Annotated in this window: 18 protein-coding genes and 1 tRNA gene; 15 read left to right on the top strand and 4 right to left on the bottom strand. The window is 66.6% G+C overall.

Annotated features, from left to right (window positions below):
* Positions 1–89: 89 nt before the first annotated feature.
* Positions 90–3563, bottom strand: coding sequence for a carbamoyl-phosphate synthase large subunit (gene carB / locus Y590_RS04320; RefSeq protein WP_060768789.1), 3474 nt, complete (start codon positions 3561–3563; stop codon positions 90–92).
* A 295-nt stretch (positions 3564–3858) separates the two neighbouring features.
* Between carB and Y590_RS04315 the strand changes: the two genes are divergently transcribed.
* Positions 3859–4293, top strand: a complete 435-nt coding sequence (locus Y590_RS04315; RefSeq protein WP_060768788.1) for a pseudoazurin — start codon at positions 3859–3861, stop codon at positions 4291–4293.
* 44 nt (positions 4294–4337) lie between these two features.
* Here the strand turns inward: Y590_RS04315 and Y590_RS04310 are convergent, their stop codons facing one another.
* From Y590_RS04310 to Y590_RS26235, 3 genes are all read right to left on the bottom strand, one after another.
* On the bottom strand, positions 4338–4826 hold the full coding sequence (locus Y590_RS04310) for a CAP domain-containing protein (protein WP_060768787.1): 489 nt from the start codon (positions 4824–4826) through the stop codon (positions 4338–4340).
* A 218-nt stretch (positions 4827–5044) separates the two neighbouring features.
* Positions 5045–5121 (bottom strand) — tRNA-Asp (locus Y590_RS04305).
* 70 nt (positions 5122–5191) lie between these two features.
* Positions 5192–5428: a hypothetical protein gene (locus tag Y590_RS26235; RefSeq protein ID WP_144439922.1), complete on the bottom strand. Its 237-nt coding sequence runs from the start codon at positions 5426–5428 to the stop codon at positions 5192–5194.
* A gap of 226 nt (positions 5429–5654) precedes the next feature.
* On the opposite strand from Y590_RS26235, the gene Y590_RS04300 reads away from it, so the two are divergent.
* From Y590_RS04300 to nuoN, 14 genes are all read left to right on the top strand, one after another.
* Complete coding sequence (locus Y590_RS04300) at positions 5655–6020, top strand: NADH-quinone oxidoreductase subunit A (protein ID WP_003598200.1); 366 nt, start codon at positions 5655–5657, stop codon at positions 6018–6020.
* A gap of 52 nt (positions 6021–6072) precedes the next feature.
* Positions 6073–6660, top strand: coding sequence for a NuoB/complex I 20 kDa subunit family protein (locus Y590_RS04295; RefSeq protein WP_003598199.1), 588 nt, complete (start codon positions 6073–6075; stop codon positions 6658–6660).
* A gap of 11 nt (positions 6661–6671) precedes the next feature.
* On the top strand, positions 6672–7331 hold the full coding sequence (locus tag Y590_RS04290) for an NADH-quinone oxidoreductase subunit C (RefSeq protein WP_060768786.1): 660 nt from the start codon (positions 6672–6674) through the stop codon (positions 7329–7331).
* Between the two features lie 11 nt (positions 7332–7342).
* On the top strand, positions 7343–8533 hold the full coding sequence (locus tag Y590_RS04285) for an NADH-quinone oxidoreductase subunit D (RefSeq protein WP_060768785.1): 1191 nt from the start codon (positions 7343–7345) through the stop codon (positions 8531–8533).
* Between the two features lie 18 nt (positions 8534–8551).
* Complete coding sequence (gene nuoE, locus Y590_RS04280) at positions 8552–9790, top strand: NADH-quinone oxidoreductase subunit NuoE (RefSeq protein ID WP_060768784.1); 1239 nt, start codon at positions 8552–8554, stop codon at positions 9788–9790.
* 10 nt (positions 9791–9800) lie between these two features.
* Positions 9801–11102 (top strand): NADH-quinone oxidoreductase subunit NuoF, encoded by a 1302-nt coding sequence (gene nuoF / locus Y590_RS04275; protein WP_060768783.1) that lies wholly within the window; start codon positions 9801–9803, stop codon positions 11100–11102.
* Between the two features lie 662 nt (positions 11103–11764).
* Positions 11765–13831 carry an NADH-quinone oxidoreductase subunit NuoG gene (gene nuoG, locus Y590_RS04270; RefSeq protein ID WP_060768782.1) on the top strand — a complete coding sequence of 689 codons (2067 nt, stop codon included), beginning with the start codon at positions 11765–11767 and terminating at the stop codon, positions 13829–13831.
* A gap of 12 nt (positions 13832–13843) precedes the next feature.
* Positions 13844–14866 carry an NADH-quinone oxidoreductase subunit NuoH gene (nuoH, locus tag Y590_RS04265; protein WP_003598188.1) on the top strand — a complete coding sequence of 341 codons (1023 nt, stop codon included), beginning with the start codon at positions 13844–13846 and terminating at the stop codon, positions 14864–14866.
* 84 nt (positions 14867–14950) lie between these two features.
* Positions 14951–15439, top strand: coding sequence for an NADH-quinone oxidoreductase subunit NuoI (gene nuoI / locus Y590_RS04260; RefSeq protein WP_056205043.1), 489 nt, complete (start codon positions 14951–14953; stop codon positions 15437–15439).
* Between the two features lie 209 nt (positions 15440–15648).
* A complete protein-coding gene (locus Y590_RS04255) occupies positions 15649–16269 on the top strand; it encodes an NADH-quinone oxidoreductase subunit J (RefSeq protein ID WP_056502646.1) in 621 nt (206 codons plus the stop codon).
* Positions 16270–16274: 5 nt separating this feature from the next.
* Complete coding sequence (nuoK, locus tag Y590_RS04250) at positions 16275–16580, top strand: NADH-quinone oxidoreductase subunit NuoK (RefSeq protein WP_003598182.1); 306 nt, start codon at positions 16275–16277, stop codon at positions 16578–16580.
* 62 nt (positions 16581–16642) lie between these two features.
* Positions 16643–18742 (top strand): NADH-quinone oxidoreductase subunit L, encoded by a 2100-nt coding sequence (nuoL, locus tag Y590_RS04245; RefSeq protein ID WP_060768781.1) that lies wholly within the window; start codon positions 16643–16645, stop codon positions 18740–18742.
* The gene (locus Y590_RS04240) at positions 18742–20325 is read left to right on the top strand and encodes an NADH-quinone oxidoreductase subunit M (RefSeq protein WP_060768780.1); all 1584 of its coding nucleotides are present in this window, start codon (positions 18742–18744) and stop codon (positions 20323–20325) included. Before nuoL ends, Y590_RS04240 begins: the two co-directional genes overlap by 1 nt.
* Positions 20322–21761 (top strand): NADH-quinone oxidoreductase subunit NuoN, encoded by a 1440-nt coding sequence (gene nuoN, locus Y590_RS04235; protein WP_060768779.1) that lies wholly within the window; start codon positions 20322–20324, stop codon positions 21759–21761. The genes Y590_RS04240 and nuoN overlap by 4 nt, the downstream gene beginning before the upstream one ends.
* Positions 21762–21777 lie beyond the last annotated feature (16 nt).

Genomic DNA, 21777 nt, shown 5'->3' with positions numbered 1-21777 from the left:
TCCTTCCGGGCCGGGATAACGGCTCTTGATTGTGTGCTTTCGGGCCGCCCGCTTCCGCTCGGCGGGCCGCCCGGCACACGAACGTCTATTTAGGCCGCGAAGTATTCCTGCAAGGCGCGAACCTGAAGATCGCCTTCGAGATAGGCCTTGATCCCCTCGGCCGCCGCCATCGCGCCGGCGAGAGTGGTGTAGTACGGCACTTTATGCAAGAGGGCCGCCCGCCGGAGCGAGCGTGAGTCGGACAGCGCACCGGCACCCTCGGTCGTGTTGATGACCAGCGCGATGTCGCCGTTCTTGATCGAATCGACGATGTGGGGACGGCCCTCCAGCACCTTGTTGATGCGCTGGGTCGGGATACCCTCATCCGCCAGGTAGCGCTGCGTGCCGCCGGTCGCGAGGATGGTGAAGCCGAGGCCGGAGAGCTGCCGGATCGCCGGCAGCACCCGCGGCTTGTCGTCATCGCGCACGGAGACGAACACGGTACCGGTGCGCGGCACCGCCGTGCCCGATCCGAGCTGGCTCTTGGCGAAGGCCACGCCGAACCCGGCATCCAGTCCGATCACCTCGCCGGTCGAGCGCATCTCCGGCCCGAGCAGCACGTCGACGCCGGGGAAGCGGGCGAACGGGAACACCGCCTCCTTCACCGCGATGTGGTCGAGCCGCTTCGGCTTGAGGCCGAAGCTGTCGAGGGGCTCGCCGGCCATGATCCGCGCGGCGATCTTGGCGATCGGTTCGCCGATCACCTTGGCGACGAAGGGCACCGTGCGCGAGGCGCGCGGGTTCACCTCCAGCACGTAGATCGTGCCGTCCTTGATCGCGTACTGCACGTTCATCAGGCCGCCGACCTTGAGGGCCAGCGCCATCGCCTTGGTCTGCCGCTCCAACTCCGTGATGATCTCGGGCGAGAGCGTGCGCGGCGGCAGCGAGCAGGCAGAATCGCCCGAGTGGATGCCCGCCTCCTCGATGTGCTCCATGATGCCGGCGATGAACACGGTCGCGCCGTCGCAGACCGCGTCGACATCGACCTCGGTCGCGTCGGACAGGTAGCGGTCGAACAGGAGCGGGTTCTTGCCCAGCACCGTGTTGATCTGCCCCGTCTTGTCGTTGGGGTAGCGCGCCTTGATATCGGAGGGGATCAGGCTCGGCAGGGTGCCGAGCAGGTACTCGGCGAACTGCGTCTCGTCGCGGATGATCGCCATGGCCCGCCCGCCGAGCACGTAGCTCGGGCGTACCACGAAGGGCAGGCCGAGTTCGGCCGCGACGAGCCGGCTCTGCTCCACCGAGTAGGCGATGCCGTTCTTGGGCTGCTTGAGGCCGAGCTTGTCCAGCAGGCGCTTGAACTGGTCGCGGTCCTCGGCGAGGTCGATGGCGTCGGGCGAGGTGCCAAGGATCGGGACACCGGCGGCCTCCAGGGCGCGCGCGAGCTTGAGCGGGGTCTGGCCGCCGAACTGCACGATCACGCCGTGGAGCGTGCCTGCCTGCCGCTCGGTCTCGACGATCTCCAGGACATCCTCTTCGGTGAGCGGCTCGAAGTAGAGCCGGTCGGAGGTGTCGTAGTCGGTCGAGACCGTCTCCGGGTTGCAGTTGACCATGATGGTCTCGTAGCCGGCCTCGGTGAGTGCGAAGCAGGCGTGGCAGCAGCAATAGTCGAACTCGATGCCCTGGCCGATCCGGTTCGGGCCGCCGCCCAGGATGATGACCTTCTTCCTGTCCGACGGGTACGCCTCGTCCGCGTTCTGGCCGGCGAAGGGGGCGACGTAGGTCGAGTACATGTAGGCGGTCGGTGCCTTGAACTCGGCGGCGCAGGTGTCGATCCGCTTGAAGACCGGGCGTACGCCCAAGCCCCGGCGGGCGGCGCGCACGGCGTCCTCGTCGGTGGCGGTCAGCACGGCCAGCCGCGCGTCGGAGAAGCCGGCGGCCTTGAGCTGGCGGAAGGCGCCCGGGGTCTTGGGCAGGCCATGCGCCTTCACCCGGTTCTCCAGATCGACGATGGCCTGGAGCTGCTCGAGGAACCACGGATCGATCGCGCAGGAGGCGTAGATCTCCTCGTGGCTGATCCCGAGCCGCATGGCCTGCGCGACCTTGAGCAGCCGGTCCGGCGTCGGCGTGCCGAGCGCGGCCTTGATCGCGTTGTGGTCGTCGCCCTTGCCGAGACCCTCGATCTCGATCTCGTCGAGGCCGGTCAGCCCCGTCTCGAGCGAGCGCAGGGCCTTCTGCAGCGATTCGGCAAAGCAGCGGCCGATCGCCATGGCCTCGCCCACCGACTTCATCGCGGTGGTCAGCGTCGGCTCGGCGCCGGGAAATTTCTCGAAGGCGAAGCGCGGGATCTTGGTGACGACGTAGTCGATCGTCGGCTCGAACGAGGCCGGGGTCGCGCCGCCGGTGATGTCGTTGGCGATCTCATCGAGCGTGTAGCCGACGGCGAGCTTGGCCGCGACCTTGGCGATCGGGAAGCCGGTGGCCTTCGAGGCCAGCGCCGAGGAGCGCGACACGCGCGGGTTCATCTCGATCACGATCATCCGGCCCGTCTTCGGGTCGATCGCGAATTGCACGTTCGAGCCGCCGGTCTCGACGCCGATCTCGCGCAGGACCGCGAGCGAGGCATCGCGCATCACCTGATATTCTTTGTCGGTGAGCGTCAGGGCCGGGGCGACGGTGATCGAGTCGCCGGTATGCACGCCCATCGGATCGAGGTTCTCGATGGAGCAGACGATGATGCAGTTATCCGCCTTATCGCGGACGACCTCCATCTCGTACTCCTTCCAGCCGAGCACGCTCTCCTCGATCAGCACCTCGTTGGTCGGCGAGGCGTCGATGCCGCGCTCGACGATCTCGAGGAACTCCTCGCGGTTGTAGGCGATGCCGCCGCCGGTGCCGCCCATGGTGAAGGAGGGGCGGATGATCGCCGGCAGGCCGACTTCCGCCAGCGCGATCAGCGCCTGACCCAGGGCGTGCTCGATGTAGCGCCGCCGCCGGTCGCCCTCAGCCCCGCTCCATTGCCGATCGAACTCGGCGAGCGCCGCCGCGCGGACGGCCGGGTCCGATTGCGCTGCCTCGATGCGCGCCTTCTCGGCGAGATAGCGGTCGCGATCGGCCTTCTTGGCGGCCGAGGCGTTGGCGAGTTCCGATTTCGGGGTCTCCAGGCCGATCTTGGTCATCGCGTCGCGGAAGAGGTTGCGGTCCTCCGCCTTGTCGATGGCCTCGGCCGTCGCGCCGATCATCTGCACGCCGAACTTCTCCAGCACGCCCATGCGCTTCAGCGAGAGTGCGCAGTTGAGCGCCGTCTGTCCGCCCATGGTGGGCAGCAGCGCGTCGGGCCGCTCCTTCTCGATGATCTTGGCGACGATCTCCGGGGTGATCGGCTCGACATAGGTCGCGTCGGCCATGTCCGGGTCGGTCATGATCGTTGCCGGGTTCGAGTTCACCAGAACGATCCGGTAGCCCTCTTCCCGCAGGGCCTTGCAGGCCTGGGTGCCGGAATAATCGAATTCGCAGGCCTGCCCGATGATGATGGGGCCCGCACCGATGATGAGAATGGAGGAGATGTCGGTGCGTTTCGGCATTGAGCGCCTTGAAGCGAGTTCGCGCGCGCTCGCCCTCGCGCACCGCCGTTTCGAAGGCGGCGCCAAGGGGGCGCAGGCGCTGGGATGATCGTCAAGCCCCGCGTTTACACGCAGCCGCGTAGGTTTGAAAGGCCCAGCCCGTCCAGCCCCATGACGCTTCTCGGAGAACGTGTCTCAAAGTATAATAATTCGATCTTGGAAGTAATTATCGATTTTATGCCTGAAGAATGACTCGATATATCGTATTATTCGATGGCGATCGTCGATTATCTTAAGAATTAATACGAGAAAGCGAATGATGAGCTTCAGGGTCCTGATCACTGCCGCCACGCTCGCCATCGCCTTGCCGGCGGCGGCCGACGAAGTGGCGGTCAAGATGCTCAACAGCGGGCCGGGCGGGATGATGGTGTTCGATCCCGCGCTTGTGCGGCTGAAGCCCGGCGACAGCATCAAGTTCCTGCCGACCGACAAGGGGCACAACGTCGAGACGATCAAGGGCATGGCGCCGGACGGCGCCGACACCGTCAAAACGACCGTCGGTCAGGAAGCCGTGGTCAAGTTCGACAAGGAGGGCGTCTACGGCTTCAAATGCGCGCCGCATTACATGATGGGGATGGTCGCCCTCGTGGTCGTCGGCGACAAGCGCGACAACCTGGAGGCCGCCAAGAGCGTCCCGCACAACAAGATGACGCAGAAGCGCCTGGATCCGCTCTTCGCGCAGGTTCGGTAGCGGTGACGGGTGGCCCGGCCGCGTCGGGCTCGGGCCGCTTTGCCTCAGTCACCGGCCATCACCAGCGCCCAGAAGCGCTTGTAGCGCGTCCCTGGAGCATCGAACCGGGCGATGCCGACGCGCCGGAACTGCGGCATCAGCATGTTGCGGTTGTGCTCGGGCGAGGCCTTCCAGCGGGCGAGCACCTGATCGAAGGTCTCGGACCCGGCGCTCAGGTTCTCCGAGGCGTAGCGCCGGCCGAAACCGGCGCCCGCCATGCGGCTGTCGAAGCTTCCGGCGATCTCGTGGCTGAGCCGCCCGGCCCGCGCATTGGCTTGTGCCTGGAACGAGGCCGCGGTGATCAGACGGGAATCGATGACGACGGCGCTCAGCCCGTGCTGCGCTCTGTAGCGGGAGAGCGCGGCGGCGGCGGCTTGTTCGTCGAGGATCACCGGCACGGCCGGTGCGCCCGCATCGAGAACGGGTGATCCCCCGCAGCCGGCCAGTGTCAGGGCGAAGAGGGCCGCGGCGGCGGAGAGGCGCAGATTCGGCATCGGAGGGGGCTGCAGCGAGAATCGGATGCGCCCGCTTCCCTGTCCGTTGCGGCGAAACCGGGGCACCCTCCGCTCGGACCTGCCACATCGCGCCGGTTGTGGCGCATCGGTCACGCCGGACAAGGCGAACGGCACCGCACGCTCATCACGCAGCGATGGAAAAACTTGTCCGAGGAAGGTGAAGTTCTGGTGTCCCGGTCGGATCGACATCGGGACCATGGCGCGGGCGACGGGGCTCGAACCCGCGACCTCCGGCGTGACAGGCCGGCACTCTAACCAACTGAGCTACGCCCGCGTTCTGCGTCGCCGGCCGGCTGGGCTCGTGTCGGCGACGAGGCGGGGTTTATGTGGGGCGCCCCGGGCTGTCAAGCAGCCGATTGGGGAAATGCGACGCTCCGACGACGGTTCGCGGAAACGCCGCCCAAAACGCCAAAGGAGGACAGGCGTATCGCGTCGCTGCTGCCGTTCGGGTGCTGCGTCGGGGGCTTCTTGGCCGCCGCCGGGCCGTGCTTGCGACCATCGACGCTGGCATGCCAGATACCAAAGTCGGTGGTCGATGAAGCGGCGGGGATGAAACGGCGATGGTCAACCGTGCACGGCATGCGCCGATTCCGTCCCGTCGTCCGGTGCACGAATACCCCCATCTGTCAGCGAAAGAGGTGATTGTGCGACGCGCAATGCCCTTGTTTCGCCGGGGGGGCTCGTCTAAGCCTCGCCCGCGCTCAGTCTGGCATTGGAGGAATTCCATCTCGGGGATTCCACGGGCCGTAAGCCGTCGCGAGGGCCGTCCTTCATGATCCTCACGCGCAACCACATGAGAGGTGCGGCATGACCGGCCTATTGGCGGATTACCTGCCGCTCATCATCTTCCTCGGTGTGTCGCTGTTCATCGCAGTGGCGCTGCTGATTGCTCCCTTCATCGTGGCCTATTCGAGCCCCGATCCGGAAAAGCTCTCGGCTTACGAATGTGGCTTCAACGCCTTCGATGACGCGCGCATGAAGTTCGACGTGCGCTTCTATCTCGTGGCGATCCTGTTCATCATCTTCGACCTCGAGGTCGCCTTCCTGTTCCCCTGGGCGATCACCTTCGGGGAACTCGGCTGGTTCGGCTTCTGGTCGATGATGATCTTCCTCGGCGTTCTCACCGTCGGCTTCGTCTACGAGTGGCGCAAGGGCGCCCTCGAATGGGACTAGCGGCGCAGTTCTTCCCGCGTCGTTTCCCTCCCGCTCTCGCTCAGAGGCAGAGATGGCCCTGACTCCGACCTTCTCCCGCGCGCCCGACATCGCGCCGGCGCCCAAAGGGATCATCGATCCCGCGACCGGGCGTCCGATCGGCGCGAACGATCCGACCTTCCTGTCGATCAACGACGAGCTGGCGGACCGCGGCTTCCTCGTCACCAGCGCCGACGAGCTCATCAACTGGGCCCGCACCGGCTCGTTGATGTGGATGACCTTCGGTCTCGCCTGCTGCGCGGTCGAGATGATGCAGATGTCGATGCCGCGCTACGACTGCGAGCGCTTCGGCTTCGCGCCGCGCGGTTCGCCGCGGCAATCCGACGTGATGATCGTCGCCGGCACGCTGACCAACAAGATGGCCCCGGCCCTGCGCAAGGTCTACGACCAGATGCCGGAGCCGCGCTACGTCATCTCCATGGGCTCCTGTGCCAACGGCGGCGGCTACTACCACTACTCCTACTCGGTGGTGCGCGGCTGCGACCGGGTGGTGCCGGTGGATATCTATGTGCCGGGCTGCCCGCCGAGCGCCGAGGCCCTGCTCTACGGCGTCCTGCTGCTGCAGCGGAAGATCCGCCGCATCGGTACGATCGAGCGGTGAGGGAGGGCGCGATGGAGGCCATCACCACCAACGGCATCACGCTTCGCCGCACCGTCGCGGCCGCTCAGGGCGAGGACGCTCTGCGAGCCATGGGCGGGCGGATCGCCGGAGCGCTCGGCCCGGCGGTCACCGAATGGGCCATCGCCCATGGCGAGCTGACGCTCGTCGTCCAGGGCAGCGACATCGTCTACGCGCTGACCTACCTGCGCGATGAGCCGGCCTGCGCCTTCCGCTGCTTCATCGACATCTGCGGCGTCGATTACCCGCAGCGGGCGCGCCGCTTCGACGTCGTCTACCACCTGCTCTCCTTGCGTCATAACATGCGGGTGCGCGTGAAGGTGCAGACGGACGCCGCGACCCCGGTGCCCTCCGCGATCCCCGTCTTTCCGGCGGCCAACTGGTACGAGCGCGAGACCTACGACCTCTACGGCATCCTGTTCTCGGGCCATCCCGACCTGCGCCGGCTGCTCACGGATTACGGTTTCGAGGGGCATCCGCTCCGAAAAGACTTCCCGCTGACCGGCTTCGTCGAGGTCCGCTACGACCAGGACGAGGCGCGCGTCGTCTACGAGCCGGTCAAGCTGACCCAGGAGTTCCGCAACTTCGATTTTCTCTCGCCGTGGGAGGGCACGGATTACGTGCTCCCGGGCGATGAGAAGACGTCGAGCTGAAGGCTGCGGCGATGACCGAACACAACATCCGCAACTTCTCGATCAATTTCGGGCCGCAACACCCGGCGGCGCACGGCGTGTTGCGCCTCGTGCTCGAGCTCGACGGCGAGGTGGTCGAGCGGGTCGATCCGCATATCGGGCTGCTGCACCGGGGCACCGAGAAGCTGATCGAGCACAAGACATACCTCCAGGCGACGCCCTATTTCGACCGGCTCGACTACGTCGCGCCGATGAATCAGGAGCACGCCTTCTGCCTCGCGATCGAGCGGCTTGCGGGCATCGAGGTGCCGCGCCGGGCCCAGCTCATCCGCACCCTGTTCTGCGAGATCGGGCGGCTGCTCTCCCACCTCCTCAACGTCACCACGCAGGCGATGGACGTCGGCGCGCTGACGCCGCCCCTGTGGGGCTTCGAGGAGCGCGAGAAGCTGATGATCTTCTACGAGCGCGCATCGGGCGCTCGGCTCCACGCCAACTACTTCCGGCCCGGCGGCGTGCACCAGGATCTGCCGCCCGCGCTGATCGACGACATCGAGGCGTTCTGCGACCCGTTCCTGAAGGTGGTCGACGACCTCGACAACCTCGTCATGGCCAACCGCATCTTCAAGCAGCGCAACGTCGATATCGGCATCGTCTCGGTCGACGAGGCGATGGCCTGGGGCTTCTCCGGCGTGATGGTGCGCGGCTCCGGCATCCCGTGGGATCTGCGCAAGTCGCAGCCCTACGAACTCTACGAGGAGATGGAGTTCGACATCCCCGTGGGGAAGAACGGCGACACCTACGATCGCCAGGTGATCCGCATGGAAGAGATGCGGGAATCCGTGAAGATCATGCGGCAATGCGTGGCCAAGCTGCGCGAGCCCGCAGGTGGGGGGCCGATCGCCTCGATCGACGGCAAGTTCGCGCCGCCGCCGCGCCGGGAGATGAAGCGCTCGATGGAGGCGCTCATCCACCACTTCAAGCTCTACACCGAGGGCTTCCACGTGCCCGAGGGCGAGGTCTACGCCGCGGTCGAAGCCCCCAAGGGCGAGTTCGGCGTCTACCTCGTCTCCGACGGCACCAACAAACCCTACCGCTGCAAGATCCGCGCTCCGGGCTTCGCCCACCTTCAAGCGATGGATTGGATGTGCCGCGGCCACCTGCTCGCCGACGTGTCCTGCGTGCTCGGCACGCTCGACATCGTGTTCGGCGAAGTGGACCGCTGAGGAGACGGGTCGAACGTCATGGCCAACCGCAGGCTAGCCCCCGCCGCCGAGCAGCCCCAGGACTTCGCGTTCACGCCCGAGAACGCTGACTGGGCTCGCGGCCAGATCGCGAAATATCCGGAAGGCCGGCAGGCATCGGCCGTCATCCCGCTCTTGTGGAAGGCGCAGGAGCAGAACGGTGGCTGGCTGCCGCAGAAGGCGATCGAGGCAGTCGCCGACGAACTCGGCATGCCGCATATCCGCGTGCTGGAGGTCGCGACCTTCTACACGATGTTCGCCCTGGAGCCGGTCGGCCGGTTCTGGATCCAGCTTTGCGGCACCGTGCCCTGCGATTGCTGCGGGGCGAAGGAATTGAAGGCCGCGCTCCACGAGCGCCTCGGCCCGGCAGGCCACGTCTCGCCGGACGGCAATTTCTCCTGGCTCGAAGTGGAATGCCTCGGCGCCTGCTGCAACGCGCCGATGGTGCAGATCAATCAGGACTATTACGAGGACCTCACGCCCGAGAGCCTGAACACGCTCATGGACGACCTCGCCGCCGGCCGCCCCGTGAAGGTCGGCTCGCAGATCGGCCGGGTCTCCTCCGAGCCGAAGGATGCGGTCAACACCCTGACGGACGAGTCGCTGTTCGACGGCTCCCGCGTCGGCGCATGGCGCAAGCGCTTCGAGCAGACCGAGGGCGCCGACCAGGGCGGCGAGAGCGTCAAGAAGGACGAGGCCGCCTCGACCGAGGCCCGCGTCAAGGACGAGACCAAGCCGGCCCGTCCGTCGTCCGGGCGCGCCAACGAGTCGAACGCCGTCGATGCCCCCGCCGAGCGGGCGAGCGCGGGCGAAACGCCGGTCAAGCCGGAGGATCGGGCTCAGGCGCGTGACGCGAAGGCGCCGGCCGCCCGGGACCCGGCCGTCGAAGAGGACAGGCGCCTGCGCACCGAGCCGCCGCAGCAGCCGGCCACGATCGGCGCGGGCGACGACGTGCCCGAGGGTGAGAACCCGGAAGCCCGGGCCGACGCCGCCGGCACCCGTCCCAAGGGGCTCGACACCCCCCGCGACGACCGGCCGGACGACCTGACCAAGATCAAGGGCATCGGCCCGATCAACCAGCGCCGTCTCAACGATCTCGGCGTCTGGCACTACGATCAGGTCGCCGCGTGGTCGCCGACCGAGGTCGCCTGGGTGAGCGCCTACCTCGCCTTCCCGGGACGGATCGACCGGGAGAACTGGGTCGGACAGGCGTCCGATCTCGCCGGCAGCAGGGGCTGAGGAGCGGATCATGCTCGCCGATCAGGATCGCATCTTCACCAATCTCTACGGCCTGCACTCGCCGGGGCTGGACGCCGCGAAGAAGCGCGGCGCCTGGGACGGAACAAAGTTCCTCCTCGACATGGGCCGTGACTGGATCATCGACGAGATGAAGGGCTCCGGCCTGCGCGGCCGTGGTGGCGCGGGCTTCCCGACCGGCCTCAAGTGGTCGTTCATGCCCAAGAAATCCGATGGGCGCCCGCACTATCTCGTCGTCAACGCCGACGAATCGGAGCCGGGCACCTGCAAGGACCGGGAGATCATGCGGCACGATCCGCATCTCCTGATCGAGGGCTGCATGCTGGCATCCTTCGCCATGGGCGCGCATGCCTGCTACATCTACATCCGCGGCGAGTACGTGGCGGAGAAGTTCGCGCTCCAGCGCGCGGTGGACGAGGCCTACGAGGCGCGTCTCGTCGGTCCGTCGAACGTCCACGATTACCCGTTCGACATCTATGTCCACCACGGCGCGGGCGCTTACATCTGCGGCGAGGAAACGGCGCTCATCGAGAGCCTGGAAGGCAAGAAGGGGATGCCGCGGCTGAAGCCGCCCTTCCCGGCCAATATGGGCCTCTACGGCTGCCCCACGACCGTCAACAACGTCGAATCGATCGCGGTGGCCGGCACGATCCTGCGCCGGGGCGGCGCGTGGTTCGCGGGGCTGGGCGGCAAGAACAACACCGGCACGAAGCTCTTCTGCGTGTCGGGCCACGTCAACAAGCCCTGCAACGTCGAGGAAGAGCTCGGCATCACCTTCCGCGAACTGATCGACAAGCATTGCGGCGGCATGCGCGGCGGCTGGGACAACCTGCTCTGCTCGATCCCCGGCGGCTCCTCGGTGCCGCTGGTGCCGGCCGAGCAGATCATCGACGCCAAGATGGACTTCGACACCCTGCGCAACCTCGGCTCGGGCCTGGGCACCGCGGCGGTGATCGTGCTCGACAAGTCGACCGACATCGTCGGCGCGATCGCCCGCATCTCGTACTTCTACAAGCACGAGAGCTGCGGCCAGTGCACGCCCTGCCGCGAGGGCACCGGCTGGATGTGGCGCGTGCTGACCCGCATGGCTGCCGGCCGGGCGCAGAAGCGCGAGATCGACATGCTCCTGGAAGTCACCAAGCAGGTCGAGGGCCACACGATCTGCGCGCTGGGCGACGCCGCGGCATGGCCGATCCAGGGCCTGATCCGGCACTTCCGGCCCGAGATCGAGAAGCGGATCGACCAGTACAGCGCCAACCCGCACATGGATGCGGTGCCGATGGCGGCGGAGTGAACCTTTGTCGGCGCTTGCTCTCTCTAGGGTAGCGGAGGACGCTGTGCAGAGCCGCCAAAGCCGCGGGTTGTTGGCGGCACTATGCCCGGCAACGCTTGCGCTCGGCGGCTGCCAGCTTCTCTTGATACCGATCGCGGGCCTCTGCTCAGCGACACAGGAGACGTGGCCGGATGCTCAGGTACTTCAAGCGCCGATCGTGCTACGCAGCCCCGCGGGCACGGTTTTCACGGTCTCTCATCTGACTGTGGAGGGAGTGGCTGGCCAGGACGGATGCGTGGCCAGCGCAAGCGTGGAGACCGCTGACAACGGACTGAAAACGGCAGCGATCCCTTCCGAGACGGCAAGACGGCGGTCTGAGGACGACCGGACGTTTCTGACCGAAAGCGTGGTTCGAGAGATTAAGAGCGTCTGCAATCCGTCAAGAGTTCAGTACACGCTCAGATCGGGCGTAGGTCCGAGCGGTTTCAGAGATCAAAGAAACCTGCGCTTCAAAGGTGACGGCACCTACGAAGTGCAGCCTCCTCAACTCTGTACGCCGTGAGCCAAACGAATATGCGCACGATTCGATACAGCGTCGAACGGATAGTTGAGGCAAAACCCTTCCTCAATCAGAGAAGGGCAGGCTCGCAGGTCGTGAAAGTCCGACAGACTGAGATGACACGATGACCAAAATCCTCATCGACGGCACCGAGGTCGATGTTCCGGCCGACTACACCCTGCTGCAGGCCTGCGAGATCGCGGGCGCGGAGATCCCGCGCTTCTGCTTTCACGAGCGGCTGTCGATCGCCGGCAATTGCCGCATGTGTCTGGTCGAGCTGAAGGGCGCGCCCAAGCCCGTGGCCTCCTGCGCCTACGCGGTGAAGGATTGCCGGCCCGGCCCCAACGGCGAGCCGCCGGAGGTGCTGACGCGTTCCGGCACGACGAAGAAGGCGCGTGAGGGGGTGATGGAGTTCCTCCTCATCAACCACCCGCTCGATTGCCCGATCTGCGACCAGGGCGGCCATTGCGACCTGCAGGATCAGGCGATGGCCTACGGCGTCGACTCGACGCGCTATCACGAGAACAAGCGCGCGGTCGAAGAGAAGTACATCGGCCCGCTGGTGCGCACGGCGATGAACCGGTGCATCCATTGCACCCGCTGCGTCCGCTTCCTCGCCGAGGTGGCCGGCGTACCGGATCTCGGCGCGATCGGCCGCGGCGAGGACATGGAGATCACGAGCTACCTCGAACAGGCGATGGGCTCGGAGCTTCAGGGCAACGTCGCCGACCTCTGCCCGGTCGGCGCGCTCGTCCACCTGCCGCAGAGCTACAACGTGCGCCCCTGGGAGTTGCACAAGACCGAGTCCGTCGACGTGATGGATGCGGTCGGCTCCGCGATCCGCATCGATGCCCGCGGCCGCGAGGTCATGCAGATCGAGCCGCGTATCAGCGAGGAGATCAACGAGGAGTGGATCTCCGACAAGACTCGCCACGTCGTCGACGGCTTGCGTCTCCAGCGCCTCGACCGCCCGTTCCTGCGCGAGAACGGCCGCCTGCGTCCCGCTTCCTGGGGTGAGGCGTTCTCGGCGATTGCCGCCAAGGTGAAGGGCGCCGATCCCAAGCGCATCGGCGCCCTTGTCGGCGATCTTGCGGGTGCGGAGGAAATCTTCGCCCTCAAGGCGCTGATGGGTTCGCTCGGCGTCACCAATCTCGACGCGCGCCAGACCGGCGAGGCGATCGATCCGGCCTGGGGCCGGGCCGCCTACACGCTGGGCGCGACCATCCCCGGCATCGAGCAGGCGGACGCGATCCTGATCGTCGGCGCCAACCCGCGCACCGAGGCTTCGCTGCTCAACGTGCGCATCCGCAAGCGCTGGCGCATGGCCCCGGTCTCGATCGGCCTGATCCTCGACGAGCAGCCGGACCTGACCTACCCCTACACCTATCTCGGCGCCGGCACCGACACGCTGGCCTCGATCGCCAAGGGCGAGCACAGCTTCCTCGATGTGCTGAAAAAGGCCGAGCGTCCGCTCGTCATCGTCGGCGAGGGCGGGCTCGGTTCGCTCGCCGCCGCCGCCGCCTTGGCGAAGGATGTCGGCGCGGTGACCGACGGCTGGAACGGCTTCGGCGTGCTCAACACCGCCGCTGCCCGCGTCGGCGCCCTCGATCTCGGCTTCGTGCCGGGGGAGGGGGGCTTGAGCTTCTCGCAGATGCTGGAGCCGGGGGCGCTGGACGTGGTGTTCAACCTCGGTGCCGATGAGCGGGTGATCGGGCCGGGCGCCTTCGTGATCTATCAGGGCACCCACGGCGATGCCGGCGCGAGCCGCGCCGACGTGATCCTGCCGGGCGCCGCCTACGCCGAGAAGAGCGCGACCTACGTCAACCTCGAGGGTCGGGTGCAGATGGCCAACCGCGCCGGCTTCCCGCCGGGCGACGCCCGCGAGGATTGGGCGATCCTACGCGCCTTGTCCGACGTGCTCGGCAAGCGCCTGCCCTACGATTCGCTGGGCGCTCTGCGCAAGGCGATGTATGCCGCCCATCCGCATCTCGCGGCGGTCGGACAGGTCGAGTCGTCCGACGCTGCGGCCACGCTCGATCGGCTTGCCGCTCTGCCGGCCGCGACGGAGAAGGCAACCTTCTCCTCGCCGCTCGCCGACTTCTACCTCACCAACCCGATCGCCCGCGCCTCGCGGGTGCTCGCCGAGTGTTCCGGCCTCGCCCGGGGCCGCGCCCTCGAAGCGGCGGAATAGGGGACGCCACCGATGACCTTCTGGGAAGTGCTCGGCACCGTCCTCCTGATCGCGTTGAAGAGTTTCGTGCTCCTCGCCGCGCTCCTCGTCTTCATCGCCTACGCGCTGCTGGCCGACCGCAAGATCTGGGCGGCGGTGCAGTTGCGCCGCGGCCCGAACGTGGTCGGGCCTTGGGGCCTGTTCCAGTCTTTCGCCGATCTCCTGAAGTTCGTCCTGAAGGAGCCGGTGATCCCGGCGGGCGCCAACAAGGCGATCTTCCTGCTGGCACCGCTGGTCTTCGCGATGCTGGCGCTGGCGTCCTGGGCGGTGATCCCGCTCGCCGATGGCTGGGCGATCGCCGACATCAATGTCGGCATTACCTACATCTTCGCGATCTCCTCGCTCGGCGTCTACGGCGTCATCATGGGCGGCTGGGCCTCGAACTCGAAATACGCCTTCCTCGGCGCGCTTCGCTCGGCGGCGCAGATGATCTCCTACGAGGTCTCGCTCGGCTTCGTCATCATCTGCGTGCTGCTTTGCGCCGGCTCGCTCAACCTCTCGCGCATCGTCATGGCGCAGGACACGGCGCTCGGCCTGTTCGGCTGGTACTGGCTCTGGCTGTTCCCGATGTTCGGCGTGTTCTTCGTCTCGGCCCTGGCCGAGACCAACCGCCCGCCCTTCGACCTGCCGGAGGCCGAATCGGAGCTCGTGGCGGGCTACATGGTCGAGTACTCCTCGACGCCGTACCTGCTGTTCATGCTCGGCGAGTACGTGGCCATCATGACCATGTGCGCGCTCGGCACGGTCCTGTTCCTTGGCGGCTGGCTCTCCCCGATCCCGTTCGTGCCCTTCACCTGGGTGCCCGGCGTGATCTGGTTCACGCTCAAAGCCAGCTTTCTCTTCTTCATGATCGCCATGGTGAAGGCCATGGTGCCCCGCTACCGCTACGACCAGCTCATGCGGCTCGGCTGGAAGGTCTTCCTTCCGCTCTCCCTGATCTCGGTCATCGTCGTCGCCTTCGTCCTCAAGCTCACTGGCCTCGCGCCGGGAGCCTGAACCGCCCCTTGTGAGGTCGCATTTCCTTCACGCGAGCCGGTCACCGCCTCGCTTGGAAATGCTTCCAGAATTGGAGATCGCGCCGTGAAGCTCGATCAGGTCGCCAGAAGCCTTCTCCTGAAGGAGTTCGTGTCGGGGTTCTTCCTCGCCATGAAATACTTCTTCAAGCCGAAGGCCACGATCAACTACCCCTTCGAGATGGGCCATCGCGGGCCGCGCTTCCGCGGTGAGCACGCCCTGCGCCGTTATCCCAACGGCGAAGAGCGCTGCATCGCCTGCAAGCTCTGCGAGGCGATCTGCCCGGCCCAGGCCATCACCATCGAGGCGGGGCCGCGCCGCAACGACGGCACGCGGCGCACCACGCGCTACGACATCGACATGGTGAAGTGCATCTATTGCGGCATGTGCCAGGAGGCCTGCCCGGTGGATGCCATCGTCGAGGGGCCGAACTTCGAGTTCTCGGTCGAGACCCGCGAGGAGCTGCTCTACGACAAGCAGAAGCTCCTTGAGAACGGCGATCGCTGGGAGCGCGAAATCGCCCGCAACATCGCGGTCGACGCGCCGTACCGCTAGTTCGGCCGCCGACATCGGTTGTGCGCCGCACAGCCCAGTTCTATAGAGCATCGTCCCGAACGGCGGCTTCCGGCCTTCGGAAAAAGACGATGCGGAAACAAGAACCTAGCGCCTCGCTCTCGATGCGCTAGACGGGCCGCCGCCTGCGGCCGAGGGTCCACCGAGGCAGAAGGGAGCCGCTCGCTCGGGCGGCCGATGCTGAAAATCGCATGACCGCAGCCGCCGCCTTCTTCTATCTCTTCGCGGGCTTCGCCGTGGCCTCGGGCTTCATGGTGATCGCAGCCAGGAACCCCGTCACCTCGGTGTTGTTCCTGATCCTCGCCTTCGTGAACGCCGCCGGGCTGTTCGTGCTGATGGGCGCCGAGTTCCTGGCGATGATCCTGGTCGTCGTCTATGTCGGCGCCGTCGCGGTGCTGTTCCTCTTCGTCGTGATGATGCTCGACGTGGACTTTGCGGCCCTCCGCCAGGGCTTCCAGCGCTACTTGCCAATCGGCGGGTTGATCGGCGCGATCTTCCTGATCGAGCTGCTTCTCGTCGTCGGCACCTGGACCATCGATCCGGGCCTCGTGCAGGCGCCCCTCGGCCGCGCTGCCCATGGCGAGACGGCGACCAACACCGAGGCGCTCGGGCGGGTGCTCTACACGGACTACGTCTACGCCTTCCAGATCGCCGGCCTGATCCTGCTGGTGGCGATGATCGGCGCCATCGTGCTGACCCTGCGCGAGCGCACCGGCGTGAAGCGCCAGAACATCGCCGTACAGAACGCCCGCACGCAGGGCATGGCGGTCGATACCATCAAGGTGCCCTCGCGGCAGGGCGTGGAGGTCTGAGGCCGATGATCGGATTGAGCCACTACCTGACGGTTGCCGCGATCCTGTTCACGCTCGGCGTGCTCGGCATCTTCATCAACCGCAAGAACGTCATCGTCATCCTGATGTCGGTCGAGCTGATCCTGCTCGCCGTGAACATCAACCTCGTCGCCTTCTCGACCCACCTCAACGACATCACCGGACAGGTCTTCGCCCTGTTCGTGCTGACGGTCGCCGCGGCCGAGGCCGCGATCGGTCTGGCGATCCTGGTGGTGTTCTTCCGCAACCGCGGCTCCATCGCCGTCGAGGACGTGAGCATGATGAAGGGCTGACGCCGCCTCCCTGAAGAGAGCCCCGTCCCCTTCGTCCGCCTGCTGCGAGGCACGACCGACCCATGTATCACGCGATCGTCTTCTTTCCGCTGATTGGCGCCCTGATCGCCGGCCTGTTCGGCCGGCTGATCGGCGCGCGGATGAGCGAGCTCGTGACGACGGGCTGCCTCGCCTTCGCGGCCCTGCTGTCATGGGGCGCCTTCTTCCTCGTCACCGGCGACGGCCGCGCCGAGACCGTGCCCGTCGCCCAGTGGTTCACCGCCGGCGACCTCGTGGTCGATTGGGCCTTCAAGGTCGATACGCTCACCGCGGTGATGCTGGTGGTCGTGACCTCGGTCTCGACCCTCGTGCACCTCTACTCCATCGGCTACATGCACGAGGATCCGCACCGGCCGCGCTTCTTCGCCTACCTGTCGCTGTTCACCTTCGCCATGCTGATGCTGGTGACGGCCGACAACCTCGTGCAGATGTTCTTCGGCTGGGAGGGCGTCGGCCTCGCCTCCTACCTGCTGATCGGCTTCTGGTACGAGAAGCCCTCGGCCAATGCCGCCGCGATGAAGGCCTTCATCGTCAACCGCGTCGGCGATTTCGGCTTCTCGCTCGGCATCTTCCTCGTCTTCGTCCTGACCGGCTCGGTCGGGTTCGACGCGATCTTCGCCAAGGCGCCGGAGCTGAAGGACGCGACCTTCCACTTCCTCGGCCATGAGTGGCACGCCCTGACGCTCGCCTGCCTGCTCCTGTTCATGGGCGCCATGGGCAAGTCGGCGCAGTTCCTGCTGCACACCTGGCTCCCCGACGCGATGGAGGGCCCGACCCCGGTCTCGGCGCTGATCCACGCCGCCACCATGGTGACGGCCGGCGTCTTCATGGTCGCGCGCCTGTCGCCGCTCTTCGAACTGGCTCCGACCGCGCTCACCGTCGTCACCGTCATCGGCGGCATCACCGCCTTCTTCGCGGCCACCGTCGGCCTCGTGCAGAACGACATCAAGCGGGTCATCGCCTACTCGACCTGCTCGCAGCTCGGCTACATGTTCGTCGGCCTCGGCGTCGGCGCCTACGCCACCGGCGTGTTCCACCTCTTCACCCACGCCTTCTTCAAGGCGCTGCTGTTCCTCGGCGCCGGCTCGGTCATCCACGCGATGCATCACGAGCAGGACATGCGGAACATGGGCGGCCTGCGCCGCTACATCCCCTTCACCACGGCGATGATGACGATCGGCACGATCGCGCTGATCGGCTTCCCCTTCACCTCAGGCTACTATTCGAAGGACGCGATCATCGAGGCGGCCTACATGTCGGACCGCCCGGGCCACGTGCTGGCGTTCCTCGCCACCGTGATCGCCGCGCTGATGACCTCGTTCTACTCCTGGCGCCTGTTCTTCCTCACCTTCGAGGGACCGCAGCGCTGGGTGGCGCACGGCGCCCACGGCCATGACGATCACGCCGGGCACACCCACGCGGCCTCCGCCCATGAAGCCGACGGCGCGCCGGGGCACCACGAGGGCGTCGCCCACGACGATCGCGGCCACGACGTCGAGCCCGCTTCGCACAGCGCGGTCGAGCATCACGACCACGCCCCCCTCGCGCCGCACGAGAGTCCGCTCGTGATGACGATCCCGCTGGCGATCCTGGCCTTCGGCGCCCTGTTCGCCGGCCTGATCTTCAAGGAGCGCTTCATCGGGCACGACATGGACAAGTTCTGGGGCAACGCGCTCCCGCACGGGTCCGGCAACGACATCATGCACAAGATCCACGACGCGCCGGGCTGGGTCGCCGCCTCGCCCTTCGTGATGCTGGTGCTCGGCTTCCTGCTGGCCTTCTGGATGTACCTGCGCCGGCCCGATCTGCCGCATCGCCTCGCGGAGTCGCAGCCGATCCTGTACCGCTTCCTGCTCAACAAGTGGTACTTCGACGAGATCTACGACCGGATCTTCGTCCGTCCGGCCAAGAACTTCGGCCTGTTCCTCTGGAAGGAGGGCGACGGGCGGGTCATCGACGGCCTCGGCCCCGACGGCATCTCGGCCCGGGTGGTGGACATCACCCGCGGCGTGGTCCGCCTCCAGACCGGCTACGTCTACCACTACGCCTTCGTGATGCTCGTCGGGGTCGCCGGCCTGATCACGTGGTACCTCGTCTCCGGCGTGCCTGGGGGGACCCACTGATGCTCGGCCTCGGCATTCTCTCCGGGCTTCTGATCGTCCCGCTCGCGGGCGCCGCCTTCATCCTGACGCTGGGTGAGGAGACGGCGGCCGTGAAGCGCAACGCCCGCTGGGCCGCGCTGATCACGACGATCGTCACCTTCCTGCTCTCGCTCGCCGCCTGGGCCCGTTACGACATCGCCTCCCCGAGCTTCCAGCTCGTCGAGAGCCATGCGTGGCTCGCCGAGACGATCCGGTTCAAGCTCGGCGTCGACGGCTTCTCGATGCCGCTGATTCTGCTCACGACCTTCCTGATGCCGTTCTGCATCGGGGCATCGTGGCTGTCCGTCGAGAACCGGGTGAAGGAGTACTTCGTCGCCTTCCTCGTCCTCGAGACGACGATGATCGGCGTGTTCTGCGCCCTCGATCTCGTGCTGTTCTACCTGTTCTTCGAGGCAGGCCTGATCCCGATGTTCCTCATCATCGGCAACTGGGGCGGCAAGCGGCGCATCTACGCCAGCTTCAAGTTCTTCCTCTACACCCTGCTCGGCTCGGTGCTGATGCTGCTCGCCATCATGGCGATGTACTGGGAGGCCGGCACCACCGACATCCCGACGCTGCTGGCGCACCGCTTCCCCGTGCACATGCAAACCTGGCTCTGGCTCGCCTTCTTCGCCTCCTTTGCGGTGAAGATGCCGATGTGGCCGGTCCACACCTGGCTCCCCGACGCCCATGTCGAGGCGCCGACCGCGGGCTCGGTGATCCTGGCGGGCATCCTGCTGAAGATGGGTGGCTACGGCTTCATCCGGATTTCGCTGCCGATGCTGCCGGATGCGAGCGCCGAGTTCGCGCCCCTCGTCTTCGCGCTGTCGGTGATCGCGATCATCTTCACCTCGCTCACCGCGATGATGCAGACCGACATCAAGAAGCTGATCGCCTACTCGTCGGTGGCGCATATGGGCTTCGTGACGCTCGGCCTGTTCACGCTGAACGAGCAGGGCATCCAGGGCGCGCTGTTCCTGATGATCTCGCACGGCATCGTCTCGGGTGCGCTCTTCCTCTGCGTCGGCGTCGTCTACGACCGGATGCATACCCGCGAGATCGCGGCCTATGGCGGCCTCGTGAAGCGGATGCCGCTCTACGCGGCCGCGATGATGGTCTTCACCATGGCCAATGTCGGCCTGCCGGGCACGTCGGGCTTCGTCGGCGAGTTCCTGGCGATGATGGGGGCCTTCAAGGCCAACCCGACAGTCGCCTTCTTCTCGGTCTTCGGCATCATCCTCTCGGCGGGCTACGCGCTGTGGCTCTACGCCCGGGTGATCTACGGGAAGCTCGACAAGCCCAACCTCCAGGGCATCCTCGACCTCGACACCCGCGAGAAGATCATCATCGCGCCGCTCGTCGCGCTGACGATCTGGTACGGCGTACACCCGGCGCCCGTGCTCGACACCTTCGCGCCGTCCACGGAGGCGCTGGTGCAGAACATGCGCGGGGCGCTCGCCAACACGCAGACCGCCGAGGCCGCCGCCAAGGCCGCACAATCCGCCGCTGCGGAGAAGACGGCTGCCCTCGAGTCCCAGAAAACCGTCGAGGCCGCCGCGCGATGACCCCGATCCAGTCCGTCCTGCCGGCGATCACGCCGGTCCTGCCGGAGATCGTCCTGAGCGTCGGCGCTCTGCTGCTCGTGCTCTACGGCGCGTGGCGCGGCGAGCGCTCGTCCGAGGGCGTCAATGTCGGTGCGCTGATCCTGCTGATCTTCACCTTCTTCCTCGTCGTTTCCCAGTCGGGCAGCGTGACGACGCTGAACGGTGCCTTCATCGCCGATCCGTTCGCGCGGATCATGAAGGCGTTGATCCTGATCGGCTCGGCGGCGACCATCCTGCTCTCGCGGGACTACTTCCAGCGCGAGCGCATCGACCGGTTCGAGTACCCGATCCTGATCGTGCTCTGCACCATCGGCATGCTGGTGATGGCCTCGGCCAACGACCTGATCTCGCTCTATCTCGGGCTCGAACTGCAATCGCTCGCCGCCTACGTCATCGCCGCCTTCCACCGCGACGACGTGAAGTCCACGGAAGCAGGCCTGAAATACTTCGTGCTGGGCGCGCTCTCGTCGGGCATGCTGCTCTACGGCGCCTCGCTGGTCTACGGCTTCACCGGCACGGTCTCCTTCCCCGGCATCGTCACCGCGCTCGACGGCCCGTCGAGCTTCGGCATCGTGCTCGGCATCGTGTTCGTAGCCGCCGGCGTCGCCTTCAAGCTCGCCGCCGTGCCATTCCATATGTGGACGCCGGACGTCTACGAGGGCTCGCCGACGCCGGTCACCGCCTTCTTCGGCTCCGCGCCGAAGATCGCCGCCATGGCGATGACGGTGCGCGTCTTCATCGGCGCCTTCCCCGACATGACGGCGGTCTGGCAGCAGATCATCATCTTCGTCTCGATCGCCTCGATGGCGCTCGGCTCGTTTGCCGCGATCGGCCAGCGCAACATCAAACGCCTGATGGCCTATTCCTCCATCGGCAATGTCGGCTACGCCCTGATCGGCCTCGCCGCGGGCTCTGAGGAGGGCATCCGCGGCGTGGTGATCTACATGATCATCTATCTCGCGATGACGCTCGGCGCCTTCGCGGTGCTGCTCTCCATGCGCCGCAAGGACCAGATGTTCGAGACGATCGACGATCTCTCGGGCCTCTCGCGCACCCATCCGTGGCTGGCCTTCTGCCTTGCCGCGATGATGTTCTCGCTCGCCGGCATCCCGCCGCTCGCCGGGTTCTTCGCGAAGTTCTACGTTTTCGCCGCCGCCATCAAGGCCGGCCTCGTGACGCTCGCCGTCGTCGGCGTGGTGACCTCGGTCGTCGGCGCCTTCTACTACCTGCGCCTCGTCAAGGTGATGTACTTCGACGAGGCCAAGGCCCCCTACGAGCGGATCCCGCCGGGCTCGGCCATCGTGCTCGGCGTGTCGAGCGCGGTCGTGGTGCTGTTCTTCCTCGTTCCGGCCCCGCTGGTCGCGGCGGCCGGCGACGCTGCCAAGTCGCTGTTCTGAGGTCGCGGTTCTGAGG

Source organism: Methylobacterium sp. AMS5 (assembly GCF_001542815.1).
In the GTDB taxonomy this organism is placed as follows: Bacteria; Pseudomonadota; Alphaproteobacteria; order Rhizobiales; family Beijerinckiaceae; genus Methylobacterium.
This window is presented reverse-complemented; position numbering and strand designations above follow the sequence as displayed.

Excerpts from the sequence above, each read along its gene's own strand:
- carB (WP_060768789.1), bottom strand. The coding sequence starts at position 3,563 with ATGCCGAAACGCACCGACATCTCCTCCATTCTCATCATCGGTGCGGGC.
- Y590_RS04315 (WP_060768788.1), top strand. The coding sequence starts at position 3,859 with ATGATGAGCTTCAGGGTCCTGATCACTGCCGCCACGCTCGCCATCGCC.
- Y590_RS04310 (WP_060768787.1), bottom strand. The coding sequence starts at position 4,826 with ATGCCGAATCTGCGCCTCTCCGCCGCCGCGGCCCTCTTCGCCCTGACA.
- Y590_RS26235 (WP_144439922.1), bottom strand. The coding sequence starts at position 5,428 with ATGCCGTGCACGGTTGACCATCGCCGTTTCATCCCCGCCGCTTCATCG.
- Y590_RS04300 (WP_003598200.1), top strand. The coding sequence starts at position 5,655 with ATGACCGGCCTATTGGCGGATTACCTGCCGCTCATCATCTTCCTCGGT.
- Y590_RS04295 (WP_003598199.1), top strand. The coding sequence starts at position 6,073 with ATGGCCCTGACTCCGACCTTCTCCCGCGCGCCCGACATCGCGCCGGCG.
- Y590_RS04290 (WP_060768786.1), top strand. The coding sequence starts at position 6,672 with ATGGAGGCCATCACCACCAACGGCATCACGCTTCGCCGCACCGTCGCG.
- Y590_RS04285 (WP_060768785.1), top strand. The coding sequence starts at position 7,343 with ATGACCGAACACAACATCCGCAACTTCTCGATCAATTTCGGGCCGCAA.
- nuoE (WP_060768784.1), top strand. The coding sequence starts at position 8,552 with ATGGCCAACCGCAGGCTAGCCCCCGCCGCCGAGCAGCCCCAGGACTTC.
- nuoF (WP_060768783.1), top strand. The coding sequence starts at position 9,801 with ATGCTCGCCGATCAGGATCGCATCTTCACCAATCTCTACGGCCTGCAC.
- nuoG (WP_060768782.1), top strand. The coding sequence starts at position 11,765 with ATGACCAAAATCCTCATCGACGGCACCGAGGTCGATGTTCCGGCCGAC.
- nuoH (WP_003598188.1), top strand. The coding sequence starts at position 13,844 with ATGACCTTCTGGGAAGTGCTCGGCACCGTCCTCCTGATCGCGTTGAAG.
- Y590_RS04255 (WP_056502646.1), top strand. The coding sequence starts at position 15,649 with ATGACCGCAGCCGCCGCCTTCTTCTATCTCTTCGCGGGCTTCGCCGTG.
- nuoK (WP_003598182.1), top strand. The coding sequence starts at position 16,275 with ATGATCGGATTGAGCCACTACCTGACGGTTGCCGCGATCCTGTTCACG.
- nuoL (WP_060768781.1), top strand. The coding sequence starts at position 16,643 with ATGTATCACGCGATCGTCTTCTTTCCGCTGATTGGCGCCCTGATCGCC.
- Y590_RS04240 (WP_060768780.1), top strand. The coding sequence starts at position 18,742 with ATGCTCGGCCTCGGCATTCTCTCCGGGCTTCTGATCGTCCCGCTCGCG.
- nuoN (WP_060768779.1), top strand. The coding sequence starts at position 20,322 with ATGACCCCGATCCAGTCCGTCCTGCCGGCGATCACGCCGGTCCTGCCG.